Genomic DNA, 16,375 nt, shown 5'->3' on the forward strand with positions numbered 1-16,375 from the left:
TTACATTTTTATAACTATTATAGCCCTCAACATAAATCAAGTCAAAATCAAATTTAAAGCTCTGTTTTATGGGTATAAACAAATTAGAGAAAAGATTTTCTTATTGCTTTAATTTTACAGTAATGTTATAATCAAAGTGTGTTTTGTATGGTTTATATAATTAGGCGTAAAAATTTTTAGCAACCTTACTATTCTAATTTGTATTTAATTTCTTCTGTGTTTTGTGCAAATTTTATTTTACCCCTCAAATTCCTATCAGTGGAGGTAAAACTGATGATAAAAAAAGTAAAATCTACAATATATTTGTCTGATATTAAAAGATTTGAAGCAGGTGAGCATTTTGAAAGCTATAAATTCTTAGGAAGCAGGGTTGTAAATTACAGAGGCAAAGTTGGTACTGTCTTTTGTGTTTGGGCACCAAATGCAAAAAGTGTATCTGTTGTAGGTGACTTTAATAATTGGTGTGGCAAAAATCACAAGATGATGAGAGTACATGGTAGCGGGTTTTGGTGGCTGTTTGTCGAAGGGCTTCTGGAAGGTGAGCTTTACAAATATGAGATTATTGGTGCTGACGGAAAAAGAGTTTTAAAAGCAGACCCTTATGCAATCTACTCAGAAGTCAGACCTAACACAGCATCAATTGTCAAAAACATTCCAGACTATGAATGGCATGACCATGAGTGGATGGAGAAAAGAAAGGTTACCCCTCCTTATGACAAACCCATCAATATTTACGAGGTTCATCTTGCTTCATGGAAAATGAAAAAGGATGGTACTGTAGAAAAAGCTGGTGAATTTTATAATTACCGTGAACTTGCTCACATGCTTGTTGATTATCTTAAAGTAATGAACTACACACACATTGAGCTTTTGCCAGTTTTGGAGCATCCTTTGGACATGTCTTGGGGATACCAGCCAACAGGATACTTTTCTGTAACATCACGTTATGGCTGTCCTGAAGACTTTATGTACTTTGTCGACATTATGCACCAAAATGGAATTGGGGTTATTGTCGATTGGGTACCTGCTCACTTTTGCAAAGATGAGCATGGGCTTTACAGATTTGACGGGACTTTTCTTTATGAATATGAAGATGAGCTTTTGAGAGAAAACTACACTTGGGGCACAGCTACATTTGACTTTTCAAAGCCGCAGGTACAAAGCTTTTTAATCTCAAGTGCAATGTTCTGGTTCGATATTTATCACATTGACGGAATAAGGGTAGATGCTGTTTCTCACATTATCTACATGAACAACAACCAGAAAAATAGATATGGCGGGCATGAAAACATAGAAGGAATTGAATTTATAAAAAAGCTCAACAAGGCAATATTCTCAAAATATCCAAATATTCTAATGATTGCGGAAGAGTCTACTGCCTTCCCACTTGTTACATACCCTACTTATGATGGTGGCTTGGGATTTAACTATAAATGGAACATGGGATGGATGAATGATACGCTGAAATACATGCAATTTTACCCAGATGAAAGAAAATATCATCACAACCTCTTGACATTTTCCATAATGTATGCTTTTTCAGAAAACTTCATCCTGCCATTTTCGCATGATGAGGTTGTACATGGGAAAAAATCGTTGCTTGATAAAATGCCAGGAGAATATAACCAAAAGTTTGCAAACTTAAGACTTCTTTATGGTTATATGTACACACATCCGGGCAAAAAGCTACTTTTTATGGGCAGTGAGTTTGGTCAGTTCATAGAATGGAGATTTTATGCATCATTGGATTGGCTGCTTTTGGACTATCCCATGCATAGAATGCTTCAGCATTATGTCAAAAGTTTAAATAGATTTTACTTAGAGAATAAAGCTCTATGGGAACTTGACCACAAAATGGATGGTTTTAGATGGATAGATGTTCACAACTGGGAGCAAAGTGTCATCTCATACTTGAGATTTTCAAAAGACCCTGATGATTTCCTTGTTGTTATTTGTAACTTTGGTCTTGCTTCATATGAAAATTACAAAATAGGTGTGCCAAGAAAGGGTATATATATGGAAGTATTTAACAGTGATAAAGCTGAATTTGGTGGTAATAATATAGTAAACACAGAAAAATTAAAAACTATTGATGAAGTTTGGCATGGATACCCCCAGTGCATTGAATTTAGATTACCATCTCTATCATGTTTAATCTTCAAACCAGTTGAGCTTTTTGAAGATACAAAAGAAAAAGCTACAGATGAATAAAATTGTTATACAAATAGAGGTGATTGGACAAGATGAACGGCCTTAAACGTGAAATCATAGCAATGATTTTGGCAGGTGGTCAAGGAAGCAGGTTAAAAGAACTTACTAAAGCAAATGCCAAGCCAGCGGTAGAGTTCGGAGGAAAGTACAGAATAATAGACTTTACTCTCAGCAACTGTACAAACTCATCAATTGACGTTGTCGGTGTTTTGACACAGTATCAGCCATTTACACTGCACTGTCACATCGGAATTGGAACTGCATGGGATTTGGACCGCACAAAAGGCGGTGTTTACATCCTGCCACCTCACACAAATGACAGTGGTGGAAACTGGTACAAAGGAACTGCAGATGCTATATATCAAAATATGAACTTTGTTGAACTCTTCTCACCAGAGTATCTTTTAGTACTGTCAGGCGATCACATCTATACTATGAACTATCAAGAAATGCTCAAATTCCACAAGGAGAAAAAGGCTGATGTGACAATTGCGTGTATTGAGGTGCCAATACAAGAAGCTTCAAGGTTTGGTATCATGAACACCAAAGAAGATAATAGAATCTACGAATTTGAAGAAAAGCCAAAGCATCCGAAGAACAACCTTGCATCTATGGGTATTTATATTTTTAACTGGGAAAAACTCAAAAGATATTTGAAAGAAGATGCAAAAGATGAAAATTCTGACCATGATTTTGGTAAAAATATTATCCCCAAGATGTTAAAAGGTGGTGAAAAACTATTTGCTTATCCTTTTAGAGGATACTGGAAAGACGTCGGAACGGTTGAGTCATACTGGGAGGCAAATATGGACCTTTTGAACGAAAGCTGTCCAATAGATGCTCCCAGCTGCAGTTTAGACCTTTATAATGATGAGTTTAAGGTATATACTTCATCAATTGCCTATCCTCCTCAGTACATAGCCCCAGGTGCAAATGTGAAAAAGTCCATGATAGTTGAGGGGTGTAGCATCTGGGGCGAGGTTTACCACTCGGTTCTGTCTTACAATGTCTACGTTGGTAAAAATGCAAAGGTTATAAACTCTGTAATTCTCAGTAACAGCCACATTGAAGAGGGTGCGGTTGTTGAAAATGCAATTATATGCTCTGGAGCAAAGGTTTCAAAAGGATGCATTGTGAAAGGAAAGCCCGGTAAAATTGCTGTTGTTCCTGAGAATAAAAACCAAAGCTCAAATTTAATTTTAGAATAAAATTTTGGGGGAGATTAAAATGCTTACAAATTACTTGGGCATTGTGAGCCTTACAGAAAACGATAGTAAATTAAAAAGTTTAACTGCAACAAGGCCTTTAGGTTCAATTCCTATTTTTGGAAGATATAGAGCAATTGATTTTGTCCTCTCAAACCTTGTCAATGCAGGTGTCACAAATGTTGGAATTTTAGCTCCAACCAAATCAAGGTCACTTATTGATCATGTGGGAACAGGCAAGCCATGGGATTTAAATAGAAAAGTAGATGGTCTTTACATCTTTAACTATTCTTATGATCCACCTTCAATCAGTGATATAAAGCTTTTGAAAAGCAATATGGAGTTCTTGCTTCGCAGCAAAAAAGAAATGGTGATATTTACTTCATCGCACATGATTTGTAATATTGACTTTGAAGAAGTTGCAAAATACCATGAAGAGTCAAATGCTGATATTACAGTTGTTTACAAAAAGGTAACCAATGAAGATGATCTTTTCTTAGACGCACCAACCCTGATTTTAGACCAAGACTCAAAGGTCGTGGGAGTTGGGAAGAACATTGGGAGGCGCACACTTGTTAATATTTCCTTGGACATGTTTTTGCTTAGCAAAGAATTTTTAATCGAATGTATTTTAGGCTGTTTGGAAAACGGCAATTGTGGTTCGTTTAGGGATTTTGTGTACAAAAACGTCCAAAATATGAATGTAAATGCTTATGAGTTCAAAGGATACGTTGGATGTATAAATTCAATATCTTCATATTTCAAGGTGTCTATGGATATGCTAAACGTTGATATTCAATCAGAGCTTTTTTCAAAAGAAAGACCTATTTACACAAAATCCAACGACTCACCACCAACTCGATACTTTTCTACATGTGAGGTTGAAAACTCTTTTATTTCAAATGGCTGTTTAATTGAAGGAAAAGTAAAAAACAGCATAATTTCGCGTGGGGTTGTAATTGAAAAAGATGCAGTGGTAGAAAATAGTATAATATTTCCAAAGTGTATTATCAAAAGCGGAGCAGTTTTAAAAAACGTAATTCTTGACAAAAATGTTGTGATTGACTCAAACGCCACGTTGATTGGACATAACAAAAATCCTCTTGTAATGGAAAAACATAGTGAAGTTGATTTAAGTGTTCTAAAAGAGGTGAAAAGAGTATGAATGTACTTTTTGCTGTGGCAGAAGCATTTCCGTTTGCAAAAACAGGAGGTCTTGCAGACGTTGCATACGCTTTGCCAAAAGCCCTCAGAAAGCTCGGTGTTGATGTAAGAGTAATTATGCCAAAGTATGGTGATATTCCCTCTGATTATACAACAAAAATGAAACACCTTTGCCACTTTACTGTTCCTGTTGGATGGAGAAATCAATACTGTGGAATTGAATATCTCAATTTTGAGGGAGTACCGTTTTACTTTATTGACAATGAATACTACTTCAAAAGGCCAGGTTATTATGGGTATTATGATGATGGTGAGAGATTCTCTTACTTTTCAAGAGCAGTTTGTGAAGCTATCTATCATCTTGACTTTGATGTGGATATAATCCATGTAAACGACTGGCACACAAGTGTAATTCCTGTCTTGCTAAAAGCTCATTACAGTCACTCTCCAAAGCACCAAAAGATAAAAACAGTACTTACAATACACAATCTAAGATATCAAGGAGTATTCCCAAAAGAGGTCATGTATGACCTTCTTTCTTTGCCCGATGAATACTTCGACGAAAACAAACTCAAGTTCTATGATGCAATCTCATTTTTAAAAGGTGGTATTATCTTTGCAGACAAAGTTGTAACAGTTAGTAAAACATATGCCAATGAAATTAGGACACTTTCACACGGCGAAGGACTACATGGACTTTTGTCTGGAATTGGAGAAAAATTAGTAGGCATTGTTAACGGAATTGACTATGAAGTTTGCAATCCTGCAACAGACAAATTTATTTTTGTAAATTATGATGCAAATACGTTTGAGAGGCGTAAAAAGGAAAACAAGTTTAGACTCCAGCAGATGTTAAACTTGCCCGTTTCAGATGATATTGTACTCATCGGTATGGTCTCAAGGCTGACAAAGGAAAAGGGAATTGATCTTATTGAGAGAATCTTAAGCAGGCTTTTGACACTGCCTGTTCAGCTTGTTATCTTAGGGGCCGGTGATTATCACTATGAGCAGATGTTCAAACACTATGCTGTAGCATACCCATCTAAGGTCTCTGCAAACATATGCTACAGTGAAGAACTTGCACGAAAAATTTATGCTGGATCTGACATATATTTAATGCCGTCTTTGACAGAGCCTTGTGGAATATCCCAGCTCATTGCTATGAGATATGGAACTGTGCCGATTGTGAGAGAAACTGGTGGGCTTAAAGATACAGTAAAACCTTATAATCAGTTTACAGGTGAAGGCTGGGGATTTTCATTTGCAAACTATGACCCAGCAGAGCTTTTTGCTATTATAAAGTACGCACTGTCTATTTACTCAGATAAACATCAATGGAGGTCTATTGTCTATCAAGCAATGACAAGAGACAATTCGTGGAATGTCTCAGCAATAGAGTACAATAGAGTTTATGAACAGCTCCTAAAATAAATCTTAAAAAAAACAGGAGGAAAAGCTTCAAATGATTGGTGGAATTGCAGGACTTAGCAAAGATGAACTCAAAGAGAAGATAAAGAATGATTTTCAGCGAAAGATAATTTCACTTTTTGCCATAGACCCAAAAGAAGCAACAACATACCAGCAGTACCTTGCGCTTGGTGAGGTTATAAAGGAATATTCATTTGAAAGATGGCTAAAAACAAATAAACACTACAAACAAAACGATGTTAAACAAGTTTACTACTTTTCTATTGAGTTTTTGCTTGGCAAACTTCTTGTTAACAATCTAATCAACTTGGGAATTCGTGATGTGTGCAAAGAAGCACTAAATGAGCTTGGACTTTCACTTGAAGAGATTGAAGAGGCAGAAAGAGAGCCGGGCCTTGGAAATGGAGGCTTGGGCAGACTTGCTGCGTGTTTTTTGGACTCAATGGCTTCAATGGGTCTTCCCGGTCATGGAAATGGTATTAGATACCGCTATGGTCTTTTTGAGCAGAAGATTCAAAACGGGTATCAGGTGGAAGTACCTGACAACTGGCTTTCAGAAGAGTATGTGTGGGAGGTAAAAAGAAGCTATAGAGCCTGCGTTGTAAAGTTTGGTGGAACAGTGCGTTTTGACATTGTTGATGGAAAACTGAAAGCCTTCCATGAAAACTATGAGCCTGTATGGGCAATCCCTTATGATATCCCTATAATTGGTTATGGTTGTAACACTGTTAATACGTTGAGGTTATGGAGTGCTGAACCTTTTGAAAATGTATTTGATTTTGCATCGTTTTCAAGAGGTGATTATATAAAGGCTGTTGAATACAGGTACATGGTACAATCTATAACTCAGGTTTTATACCCTGATGATACAAACGAACAAAATAGAATTCTTCGTTTAAAACAGGAATACTTCTTTGTGTCAGCCGGGGTTCAAAGTATTATCAGGACATTCAAAAAAAGAGGAAAGCCTATATATGAACTTCCAAACTATGTAATGATACAAATCAACGACACACACCCAGCACTTGTCATTCCAGAACTTATGCGAATCTTGATTGATGAAGAGGGTTTGGGCTGGGAAGAGGCGTGGGAGATTACTACTAACACTGTTGCATATACAAATCATACAATAATGGCTGAAGCTCTGGAAAAGTGGCCAATTGACATGGTAAGGACCCTTCTTCCAAGAATATATACAATTATTGAGGAAATCAATAGAAGATTCTGCAGTGAAATGCTTGAAAAAACAAATGGCGATTGGCAAAAAGTTTGTAATGTCGCTATAATCCAAGATGGTCAAATAAACATGGCACACCTGGCTGTTATTGGCAGCAGCTCTGTAAATGGCGTTTCCAAACTTCATACAGAGATTTTGAAAAATGAAGTTTTAAAATGTTTTTACACGTTATATCCAGAAAAATTTAATAACAAAACAAATGGTATTACCCACAGAAGATGGCTGGTTGAAGCAAACCCGGATTTGGCAAGACTCATCTCTGAAACTTTGCAGACAGACAGATGGATAAAAGAGCCCATGCTTATGCTAAAGTTCAAAGACTTTGCAGATGACAAACTCACCCAAGAGCTATGTAGCAACATTAAATTCAACAACAAGGTAAAGCTTGCAAAGTATATAAAAGACAAGTACAACATAGTTGTTGACCCACGTTCAATCTTTGATATTCAGGCAAAGAGGCTTCATGCCTACAAACGCCAGCTTCTAAATGCACTGCACATTTTGCATCTTTATAATATGTTAAAGGAAAATCCTTCTTTGGATATCTACCCTCGCACATTTATCTTTGCTGCAAAAGCAGCACCTGGTTATATCCTTGCCAAAAAGATTATAAAACTCATAAATTCCATCGCTGAAAAGGTCAACAAAGACCCAGATGTAAAAGACAAGTTAAAGGTTGTATTTTTAGAAAACTACTGTGTGTCGTTGGCAGAAAAGATTATTCCTGCAGCTGATGTCTCAGAGCAAATCTCAACAGCTTCAAAAGAAGCATCTGGTACTGGCAATATGAAGTTTATGATGAACGGAGCAATTACCTTAGGAACTTTGGATGGTGCAAATGTTGAAATAAAAGAAGCTGTGGGTGATGAGAATATCGTGATATTTGGACTTTTGGCAGAAGAGGTTCTGGACTATTACAAAAATGGTGGATACAGTAGCTCTCAGCTTTACCAGAAGGATTTGCGAATTAGAAAACTCATTGACCAGCTGATTGGAAACTTCTTTGATGTGCCAAAGGATGAGTTTATGGACATTTACAATCACTTGATAACATACAACGATGAGTACTTTGTACTGAAGGATTTTGACTCTTACCATGAAGCTCAAATGAAGATTGATAAGCTTTATAGAGATACAAGGCGCTGGCGAAAAATGATGATAATCAATATAGGTAGCTCTGGAATCTTTTCAAGTGACAATACAATTCAAAAATATGCTGATGAAATTTGGCATATAAAAAGAATTGAAATTCCAGACTAAACCTGCATAAAAACTTAAAAAAGGCAGGCAAAAAATTTAAAGTTATAACGGGCCTGCCTTTTTTGTTTATTTAAAACTCTATAGCCTTTAAAAACGCATTGGCAATAATCATATGGCCTGTGAGATTTGGATGGATTCTGTCAAGCGCAAGTGCATATGAATGATAGTATTTTAAAAATCTATCGAAAGCCTCTTGAACATCCACAAAAATGGCACCATGTTTTTGTGCTATTTCTTTCATTGCAAACCTGTATTCATCCATTTTCTTTCTCATTGCATCCTCTTTGTTGTCCTCTATAATAAATGGTGACATCAAAACAAGCCCTTTTAAGTTTGGCTTGGTCAAGTTTATAAGATCATCCAAGGTAGATTTGTACTCATCTAAATACACATGACACTCTGGAATAAGTGGATTGTCAAACTGTCTCCAAACATCATTTACACCAATCATTATAGAAAGCCAGTCTGGCTTTAAATCTAAAACATCTGTCTGCCAGCGCGCTTTGAGATGCCTTACTGTATCTCCTCCAACACCCATATTTATAACTCTTATTTTGCTTTCAGGATACTTTGAAAGAAGCTGAGCTGAAACAAGAGAAACATACCCGCTGCCCAAATTGTTCCAATGCAAGCCTTCGCCAACTGGTCTTGCCCTTCCACAGTCTGTGATAGAATCACCAATAAAAAGAAGTTTTGAGCCTTTTTCAATTAACATCAAAAACTCACCTTCTTTTATAAGTTCTTTAAATCTGCTTTGCCAAAAACGCAGCACCAATTATACCTGCATCATTTCCTAAGACAGCTGGAATTATTTTAGGAGGTGTTATTTGCTTGCAATAGAATTTTTCGTAAACATATTCTCTTACCGGTCCAAGCAGGTATTCACCTTCTTTGCTAACTCCTCCGCCAATACAAATTACCTCTGGTTCAAATATATTGCAAACATTTACAAGCCCTTCTGCTAAATATTTTACATACTTATCAACAATTGCTGCACCAACGCTATCTCCCATTCGCTTTGCATCAAAAGCTGTTTTTGCATCAATCTTAGAAATATCGCCACCTACAAGTTTCATGATAGTGCCGTTTATATCCCTTGCAGCAGCCTCTCTTGTCATTCGAATAAGAGCTGTTGCAGATGCGTACGCTTCCCAGCACCCTTTCCTACCACATGTACACTGTTCACCATCAACACAAATAACCATATGCCCAAGCTCTGCACCTGCATGATGTGCCCCAGTGTATATTTTTCCATCGATTATAACTCCCCCGCCAATGCCAGTTCCCAATGTGATTGTAACAGAAATCCTTGTGCCTTTTGCACCACCTGCTATATACTCACCATATGCTGCACAGTTTGCATCGTTTTCTATGTTAACAGGCTTTGGAATGTATTTTTGAATCTCTTCTCTCATAGGAACATTCAAAAAAGCAATGTTGTTGCTATAGAGAATCATTCCTTTTTCATTGTCAGGTGTGCCGGGGCTTCCAATACCAACTGAGTGAATGTCATCCAAAGAAAGCCCACACTCTTTTACAAGATTTAAACTCAGATCTGCCATGTCTTTTAATATCTCTGAGTAATGCCTGTGCGCACCTGTCGGAACAGCCCCTTTTTTTATGATTTTCCCTTCTTCATCAACAATTCCTGCTGCAATGTTTGTTCCCCCAAGGTCAATTCCTATGTAATACACCTTCTCTCTCCTTTCCAATTCTTAAGATTTTGATTTTATTATATCAACAAAAAGAGATTAAGTAAAATATACTTTTTAGTCTTTATTTTTAGATATTTTGCATAATAAGTTTGCATAAAAATTAAATATTTTTTGTTAGCTACAAGAATTGTTTTTTTTGATATTATGAAGAAAAATTTGCAACATAATAGAGGAGAAGCTATGAAGTTAATAGGTAAAATATTTGAGGTCTTTTTTAAATATTTTGTTTTAGTCCCTGCCTTTATTGGCTTTATTGGGGGTACTATTCTTTCCATTATTAACAAATCATTTGGCGGTCTGCTATTGATGTTAAGTGTTATAATTGTCTATTTGTTTTTACCCGAATTAGCATTGCTTATAGGAAGGTATGGATTTGAAGATATATGGAAACAATTTGGAGTCCAAACAAAACCTGACTTTACAAGACCATGGAACCTAACTAAAATAGCATTATTAATATCTTGTTGCACAGCAGTAATTATTTCCATTTTAAAAATAATTGAAACAAAAAATTTCTTCTACCTTTTTGGCATTCCAATCAGTGGTTTGGTGTTTTATCTGGTATTAGTAGTAGACAAATTAATCCATAAATCAATATCTAAAACCTTCTAAAATAAACATCTTGTATGGAGTGAGAAACCCTATACACTAATATTTAATTGTAAAACTTGAGATTTTGATAGTATAACTTTATATTGTTATTATCAATCTTTTTGTTATTTAGCTCTCTAAATATATAAAACCCTTTCAACTTTCTATTATTTTCTACAACCGCTATCCCTTCAGAAATATTTAAAAAGAAGTAAGGTTTTTTAACTTCAACTTTTGTATTATTTTTCCTATCAATAACCATTGAATAATCTCCTTTTTGAACAATTGCTAAACCATTATTAAAATCAGTCGCATAATCATACTCAAATGGAATTATTTCTTTTCCTTGTGAATCTACATATCCAAATTTAGATCCTTTTTGTGCAAGTGCTAAATTATCAAAAAAATATCCTATAGAATCATATTCAAAATCAACTACAGTATTTCCATTCATGTCTAATACTCCGGATTTATTCCCAACACTTGCCGGAAAAAGTTTGTTTATTGGAAACCCTAACCACGAGTAAATTGGTTTAATAATAATTTTACCGTTTTTGTCAACAACTCCATATTTACCATCTTTATTAATAATTCCTCTCCCCATATAAAACGAAGATACACCCCTGAAAAACAATTCTCTGTTCACAAGACTTCCTTTTGTGGTAATATAAGTCCATTGCCCATTTATTTTGACAGGTGCAATTCCTTCTAAAAAATCTCCTGCATCATCAAACTTTAGAGGAATAACAAGTTCTCCTTTAGAATTTATATACCCCCATTTTGAGCCTTTCCTAACAGCAGAAAAACCTTCACTCATACCTCTTATGAGATCATAATTAACTTTAAATATACTTACCTTTCTCTCTTTAGGTTGTGCAAAATACCACTTATTACCTTTCTTTTGAAGAAAACCATCTCCAAACTTGATCCCTAAACTATCAAATCTACAAGAAATCAGCTCATTGCCTTTTTCATCAACATATCCCCATTTTCCGTTTTTACAAACATTAGCAATTCCGTTAATATAGGGAATAACCTTATCATATACAAAATCTGTAACTTTCTTTCCATTGGAGTCAATGTAACCGTACTTTCCATTATACTTTGTTATAATCTTTCCTTCAGAAAAATAAGAAAAATCGTCAACAATATATTCTTCTTCTATTTTTACAAAGCGAATGTTATTTTTTTGACAGTAAGAAACTGTATTAATTGCAAGAAATAAAACTACTATTATCATAAATAAGGAGAAAAAAACTTTTTTCAGGAATTGAATATTTCTTACATACATCATTGAAATTCACTCCATTATCTATAAAGCTGAACATGAGTATTAGGTGCTTTTGTTAAATTAGTAGTCGGAGTTATATCTATGGAAGCACCATTTATACTAAACGAAATACTTGGTGTTACACTCTTTGTATACTTTGTATAATGTCCATATGCATCGACTACAGTTGTATTTGATACATTTGCTTTAATTCCTAAAGCCATAAAAGCTTTATTATTAATTTGAGTTTCGTACGTTTGGATAACAAATGCGTACCCTTGCGCACTTTTCTCATAAGCCGTCCAGTAATAATCATACTGACCGGGCTCATAGATACCTAAATTAGAAGAGTATAATATGTATATTCGTGTCTTAAATATTCGCTATCTTTAATCACAGAATAGTTAGCACCTACTCCTATTCCTATAATATGAGTATTTACTGGTTGTAAAAAACCATTTGATTCAAAATATGATATATCATTTGTCACAACATATTCATCACCCTCAAGTAGGGCAATTTTTGTGGTCATCTTAACCCATGATAAAGTAATACTATCAGTGTTACTTGCGTTAATATTAACATTTACTTTTTCATTTAATTGAAAAACCTGTCTTTCAAAATCAGATTTTGTAATTTCAATAATTTTTGTTTCATACTCATTATCCTGATTCTCGTTTTTTATCTCTTTACTTTTAGAGTTACTTTTCTTCACTTCTATTTGATAGTACTTTGTCTCTTCCTTGATATTTAAAATTTTCCGATTGTTATAAAAACTCTTCTTTTCATCACTCATATTTTTTAAATCTCTATCTGTGATACCTAAATCACTTAACGTAAGATTATCGTTCGCAAAAGTGTATGATTGAGACATCATAATTAAAACAATTAAAATTACTGAAATTATTATCTTTCTTAAAATTGTTTTTTCTCCCTCCTGTTTTTTTTGAATATTAATAGTTACTTAACACATGTTAATACTTGACTATTTAGTTTAAACTATCATAAACTCATTATAAACACCTCTATTTTCCGTATAATCCTTATTTTTATTTTACTCTACAAAAGTAAATATGTCAATATTTTTTAAAATTACATCTACAACTATATTTTGTAATATAAACAAAAAGGAACTGCCTTCATTGGTTAAAAAGACAGTTCCTTTTTTTATTAAACTAATAACAAAAACCATTACCTTTTCACAGCAATCTTATACTCTTTTCTGAACTTAAATTCCTCTTGCTTACCCTTGTTCCAGCACTGAACAGGTCTGTAGTAACCAACAACTCTTGAATAAACCTCACACTCCTTGCCACATGTTGGACAGCTAAAGTGCTCACCTGCAACATATCCGTGGTCTGGGCATACAGAGAATGTTGGTGTTATTGTGTAGTACGGGATTCTATAGTTGTATGCAATCCTTTTGACTATCTCTTTGCAAACCTCAATATCATCAATCTTTTCACCAACAAACCCGTGCAAAACAGTGCCACCTGTGTAGCGAATCTGAAGCTCTTCTTGATGATCCAAAGCTGTGAATATATCATCTGTGTAGTCAACAGGAAGCTGGGTTGAGTTTGTGTAAAATGGCTCATCCTTCCCCGATGTAATTATGTCCGGGAACATCTGCTTGTCTTTTCTTGCAAGCCTGTATGATGTCCCTTCTGCAGGCGTTGCCTCTAAGTTGTAAAGTATTCCTGTCTCTTCCTGGTACTTTCTAATTCTTTCTCTCATAAAATCAAGTACTTTTATTGCAAACTCTCTTCCCTCTTTTGTGTCAATTCCAACACCCATGAAGTTGAGCAGGCTTTCATGCATTCCAACAATTCCAATTGTATTGAAGTGATTCTTCCAATACTCACCATAGCGTGCATAGATGTCGCGCAGATAAAATCTGGAATATGGATACAAACCTTTCTTGGTAAGATCTTCTAATACCTCTCTTTTTATTTCAAGGCTTGTCTTTGCAATGTCCATAAGTCTTGCTAATCTTTCAAAGTATTCATCTTCGGACTTTGACAGGTATCCTACTCTTGGAAGGTTGATTGTAACAACTCCAATTGAACCTGTCAGCGGATTTGCACCAAAAAGTCCCCCGCCACGTTTTCTAAGCTCCCGATTGTCAAGTCTAAGTCTGCAGCACATTGACCTTGCATCTTCTGGTTTCATATCAGAGTTTACAAAGTTGCTGAAGTAAGGAAGACCATACTTTGCTGTCATTTCCATTATCTTGTTTACAACCGGGCTGTCCCAGTCAAAATCCTTTGTTATGTTGTATGTTGGAATCGGAAATGAGAAAATCCTCCCTTTTGCATCTCCTTCCATCATAACCTCAGCAAATGCCATGTTGAACATATCCATCTCGCGCTGAAATTCTTTATAGGTCCTATCCATAATCTGTCCGCCAATGATAACAGGCTCATCTTTCAAAGTGGAAGGTGGCACCAAGTCCAAGGTTATATTTGTAAACGGGCTCTGGAAACCCACCCTTGTTGGCACATTTGTATTGAATACAAACTCTTGAAGTGCTTGTTTTACATCTGAATATGTGAGCTTGTCGTAGTATATAAACGGTGCAAGGTATGTGTCAAAGTTAGAAAATGCCTGTGCACCTGCTGCCTCACCCTGTAGAGTATAAAAGAAGTTTACAACCTGACCAAGAGCGCTTCTAAAATGTTTTGCCGGCTTTGATGCAACCTTTCCTTCAACTCCTGTAAATCCGTTTAAAAGAAGGTCTCTCAAATCCCAGCCACAGCAGTATACTCCAAGCACTCCTAAATCATGAAGATGAAAATCGCCATTTATATGCGCCTCTGCAACCTCTTTTGGGTATATCTTGTTTAGCCAGTACTTTGAAATAACCGCTGTTGATATGTGGTTATTGAGCCCCTGGAGAGAATAGCTCATGTTGCTGTTTTCATTTACTCTCCAGTCTTCTTTCCCAATATATTGGTCAACTGTATTCTCAATGTCCAAAAACAGGTTTTTGAACTCTCTCATGTCTTGGTGCTGTTTTCTGTAGAGAATGTAAGCCTTTGCTGTCTTTGCATGACCGTTTTCTATCAAAACTTTTTCTACTATGTCCTGAATATCTTCAACATGAGGGATTGAATAGCCAAACTTCTTTTCCAATAGCTCTATGACCTGGTCAGTAAGCTTTTCAGCAATTGAATAGTCAGAACCACCAACAGCCTTTGCAGCCTTAAAGATCGCATTTTCTATCTTTTTGCGGTCAAAGTCAACAATCGTCCCATCCCTTTTCATAACCTTTGTTATCATTTTTCTTTACCCCTTTCACATGCCAATCTTTAAAATACTCATTTTAAACAGCCTTAAAGATTTTATACCACTATATATTGTGTCTAAAACATTTCCTGAACACAATATATTATATTCCAACACCATTTTCAAGTCAATGCAGAACAAGAAGAATTATAATTGAAATTAAGGAAATATAAGTAATAAAAGAGCAAAAAATAAAAAGCAGCTCTTTAAAATGCTGCTTTTAATCTAAGCTCACAAGAGCATCCTTAGGACATACCTTAGCACAAGTTTCACATTTTATGCAGTTTATACTTTCTACTATTCCATTTTCTTTAAAAGAGCAAACCTCTATCTCCATTGGACAGTTTTTATTACAAAGCTTGCACTGAACGCATTTACTTACATCTATTTCAATAGGTCTTTTTCTTTTCCCTACCAAACCACTTATTGTCCCCATCGGGCAGACAATACACCACGTTCTTGGCTTGAACAAAATTCCACCAATTATTGCCAATAAAGAGGTAAGCCACAAAAGCAAAACTACTCCCTTGCCAAACCTATATATATCCCCACCACTTCTTATCACATTCAAAGCCATCATAAGCATGAAAAATACAACCCAAAATGCCTTTGAAAAACCTGACTTCAAAATTTGTGGAACTGACCTTTGAAAGCTGAGTTTAGAGATGAATTCGTCCAAAAAAGCGCCTCTTGGACAGAATCTGTAACACCAATATCTTCCTTTATAGAAACTCAAAACTACTGCTCCTGCCATACAAACAAATGCGAAAAGTCCCATTAGAGGATAAAACAAACCAGCTATAATAACTGTCGGCAACAAAAGTGCAACAAACGGCTTGTAGTTGAGTTTTTTCGCTTCTGTTTTCTTTTTATTGCCTTTTTTCAAACCTTTCTCTAAAACCTCCATTTTGGCTTTACCCCCTTGTCTTTATCTTTTGTAAACTCGTATTTTCAACGATGATATATACCATAGGTAGGTATTGTAGATCAAGTGGAAAAGTTAAATGAA

At 35.5% G+C, this 16,375-nt stretch carries 13 protein-coding genes; 6 read left to right on the forward strand and 7 right to left on the reverse strand.

From position 1 onward, the window contains the following. The first annotated feature begins 273 nt into the window (after nt 1-273). From glgB to ELD05_RS10965, 5 genes are read left to right on the forward strand one after another with little or no spacing between them, the layout of a single operon-like run. Nucleotides 274-2,211 (forward strand): 1,4-alpha-glucan branching protein GlgB, encoded by a 1,938-nt coding sequence (gene glgB, locus ELD05_RS10945; protein WP_011916352.1) that lies wholly within the window; start codon nt 274-276, stop codon nt 2,209-2,211. 32 nt (nt 2,212-2,243) lie between these two features. After that, complete coding sequence (locus ELD05_RS10950; protein ID WP_127352451.1) at nt 2,244-3,419, forward strand: glucose-1-phosphate adenylyltransferase; 1,176 nt, start codon at nt 2,244-2,246, stop codon at nt 3,417-3,419. 19 nt (nt 3,420-3,438) lie between these two features. Further along, nucleotides 3,439-4,581, forward strand: a complete 1,143-nt coding sequence (glgD, locus tag ELD05_RS10955; protein ID WP_127352452.1) for a glucose-1-phosphate adenylyltransferase subunit GlgD — start codon at nt 3,439-3,441, stop codon at nt 4,579-4,581. After that, nucleotides 4,578-6,011 carry a glycogen synthase GlgA gene (gene glgA, locus ELD05_RS10960; RefSeq protein WP_127352453.1) on the forward strand — a complete coding sequence of 478 codons (1,434 nt, stop codon included), beginning with the start codon at nt 4,578-4,580 and terminating at the stop codon, nt 6,009-6,011. Before glgD ends, glgA begins: the two co-directional genes overlap by 4 nt. Before the next feature lie 31 nt (nt 6,012-6,042). After that, nucleotides 6,043-8,505 carry a glycogen/starch/alpha-glucan phosphorylase gene (locus ELD05_RS10965; RefSeq protein ID WP_127352454.1) on the forward strand — a complete coding sequence of 821 codons (2,463 nt, stop codon included), beginning with the start codon at nt 6,043-6,045 and terminating at the stop codon, nt 8,503-8,505. 70 nt (nt 8,506-8,575) lie between these two features. Here the strand turns inward: ELD05_RS10965 and ELD05_RS10970 are convergent, their stop codons facing one another. Next, nucleotides 8,576-9,220, reverse strand: coding sequence for an SGNH/GDSL hydrolase family protein (locus ELD05_RS10970; protein WP_127352974.1), 645 nt, complete (start codon nt 9,218-9,220; stop codon nt 8,576-8,578). 28 nt (nt 9,221-9,248) lie between these two features. Then, nucleotides 9,249-10,199 carry an ROK family protein gene (locus ELD05_RS10975; RefSeq protein ID WP_127352455.1) on the reverse strand — a complete coding sequence of 317 codons (951 nt, stop codon included), beginning with the start codon at nt 10,197-10,199 and terminating at the stop codon, nt 9,249-9,251. 132 nt (nt 10,200-10,331) lie between these two features. Here ELD05_RS10975 and ELD05_RS10980 point away from each other — a divergent pair, with 132 nt between their 5' ends. After that, nucleotides 10,332-10,832 carry a hypothetical protein gene (locus ELD05_RS10980; RefSeq protein WP_241243477.1) on the forward strand — a complete coding sequence of 167 codons (501 nt, stop codon included), beginning with the start codon at nt 10,332-10,334 and terminating at the stop codon, nt 10,830-10,832. 43 nt (nt 10,833-10,875) lie between these two features. Here ELD05_RS10980 and ELD05_RS10985 read toward each other — a convergent pair whose 3' ends face one another. From ELD05_RS10985 to ELD05_RS11000, 5 genes are all read right to left on the reverse strand, one after another. Next, on the reverse strand, nt 10,876-12,051 hold the full coding sequence (locus ELD05_RS10985) for a WG repeat-containing protein (protein WP_241243478.1): 1,176 nt from the start codon (nt 12,049-12,051) through the stop codon (nt 10,876-10,878). Between the two features lie 367 nt (nt 12,052-12,418). Beyond that, a complete protein-coding gene (locus ELD05_RS10990; RefSeq protein WP_127352458.1) occupies nt 12,419-12,877 on the reverse strand; it encodes a hypothetical protein in 459 nt (152 codons plus the stop codon). A 258-nt stretch (nt 12,878-13,135) separates the two neighbouring features. After that, nucleotides 13,136-13,273 (reverse strand): hypothetical protein, encoded by a 138-nt coding sequence (locus tag ELD05_RS14145; protein ID WP_206516883.1) that lies wholly within the window; start codon nt 13,271-13,273, stop codon nt 13,136-13,138. Next, entirely contained in the window at nt 13,273-15,360 is a 2,088-nt protein-coding gene (locus ELD05_RS10995) for a ribonucleoside triphosphate reductase (RefSeq protein ID WP_127352459.1), read from the reverse strand. The genes ELD05_RS14145 and ELD05_RS10995 overlap by 1 nt, the downstream gene beginning before the upstream one ends. Before the next feature lie 226 nt (nt 15,361-15,586). Further along, entirely contained in the window at nt 15,587-16,273 is a 687-nt protein-coding gene (locus ELD05_RS11000; RefSeq protein WP_127352460.1) for a 4Fe-4S binding protein, read from the reverse strand. Nucleotides 16,274-16,375: the final 102 nt, after the last annotated feature.

It is taken from the genome of Caldicellulosiruptor changbaiensis (assembly GCF_003999255.1).
In the GTDB taxonomy this organism is placed as follows: domain Bacteria; phylum Bacillota; class Thermoanaerobacteria; order Caldicellulosiruptorales; family Caldicellulosiruptoraceae; genus Caldicellulosiruptor; species Caldicellulosiruptor changbaiensis.

Coding starts and splice junctions, on each gene's coding strand:
- glgD (WP_127352452.1), top strand. CDS start 3,439: ATGCTTACAAATTACTTGGGCATTGTGAGCCTTACAGAAAACGATAGT.
- ELD05_RS10990 (WP_127352458.1), bottom strand. CDS start 12,877: ATGAGTGATGAAAAGAAGAGTTTTTATAACAATCGGAAAATTTTAAAT.
- glgB (WP_011916352.1), top strand. CDS start 274: ATGATAAAAAAAGTAAAATCTACAATATATTTGTCTGATATTAAAAGA.
- ELD05_RS10965 (WP_127352454.1), top strand. CDS start 6,043: ATGATTGGTGGAATTGCAGGACTTAGCAAAGATGAACTCAAAGAGAAG.
- ELD05_RS10985 (WP_241243478.1), bottom strand. CDS start 12,051: ATGATAATAGTAGTTTTATTTCTTGCAATTAATACAGTTTCTTACTGT.
- ELD05_RS11000 (WP_127352460.1), bottom strand. CDS start 16,273: ATGGAGGTTTTAGAGAAAGGTTTGAAAAAAGGCAATAAAAAGAAAACA.
- ELD05_RS10970 (WP_127352974.1), bottom strand. CDS start 9,220: ATGTTAATTGAAAAAGGCTCAAAACTTCTTTTTATTGGTGATTCTATC.
- ELD05_RS10995 (WP_127352459.1), bottom strand. CDS start 15,360: ATGATAACAAAGGTTATGAAAAGGGATGGGACGATTGTTGACTTTGAC.
- ELD05_RS14145 (WP_206516883.1), bottom strand. CDS start 13,273: ATGGTTTTTGTTATTAGTTTAATAAAAAAAGGAACTGTCTTTTTAACC.
- ELD05_RS10950 (WP_127352451.1), top strand. CDS start 2,244: ATGAACGGCCTTAAACGTGAAATCATAGCAATGATTTTGGCAGGTGGT.
- glgA (WP_127352453.1), top strand. CDS start 4,578: ATGAATGTACTTTTTGCTGTGGCAGAAGCATTTCCGTTTGCAAAAACA.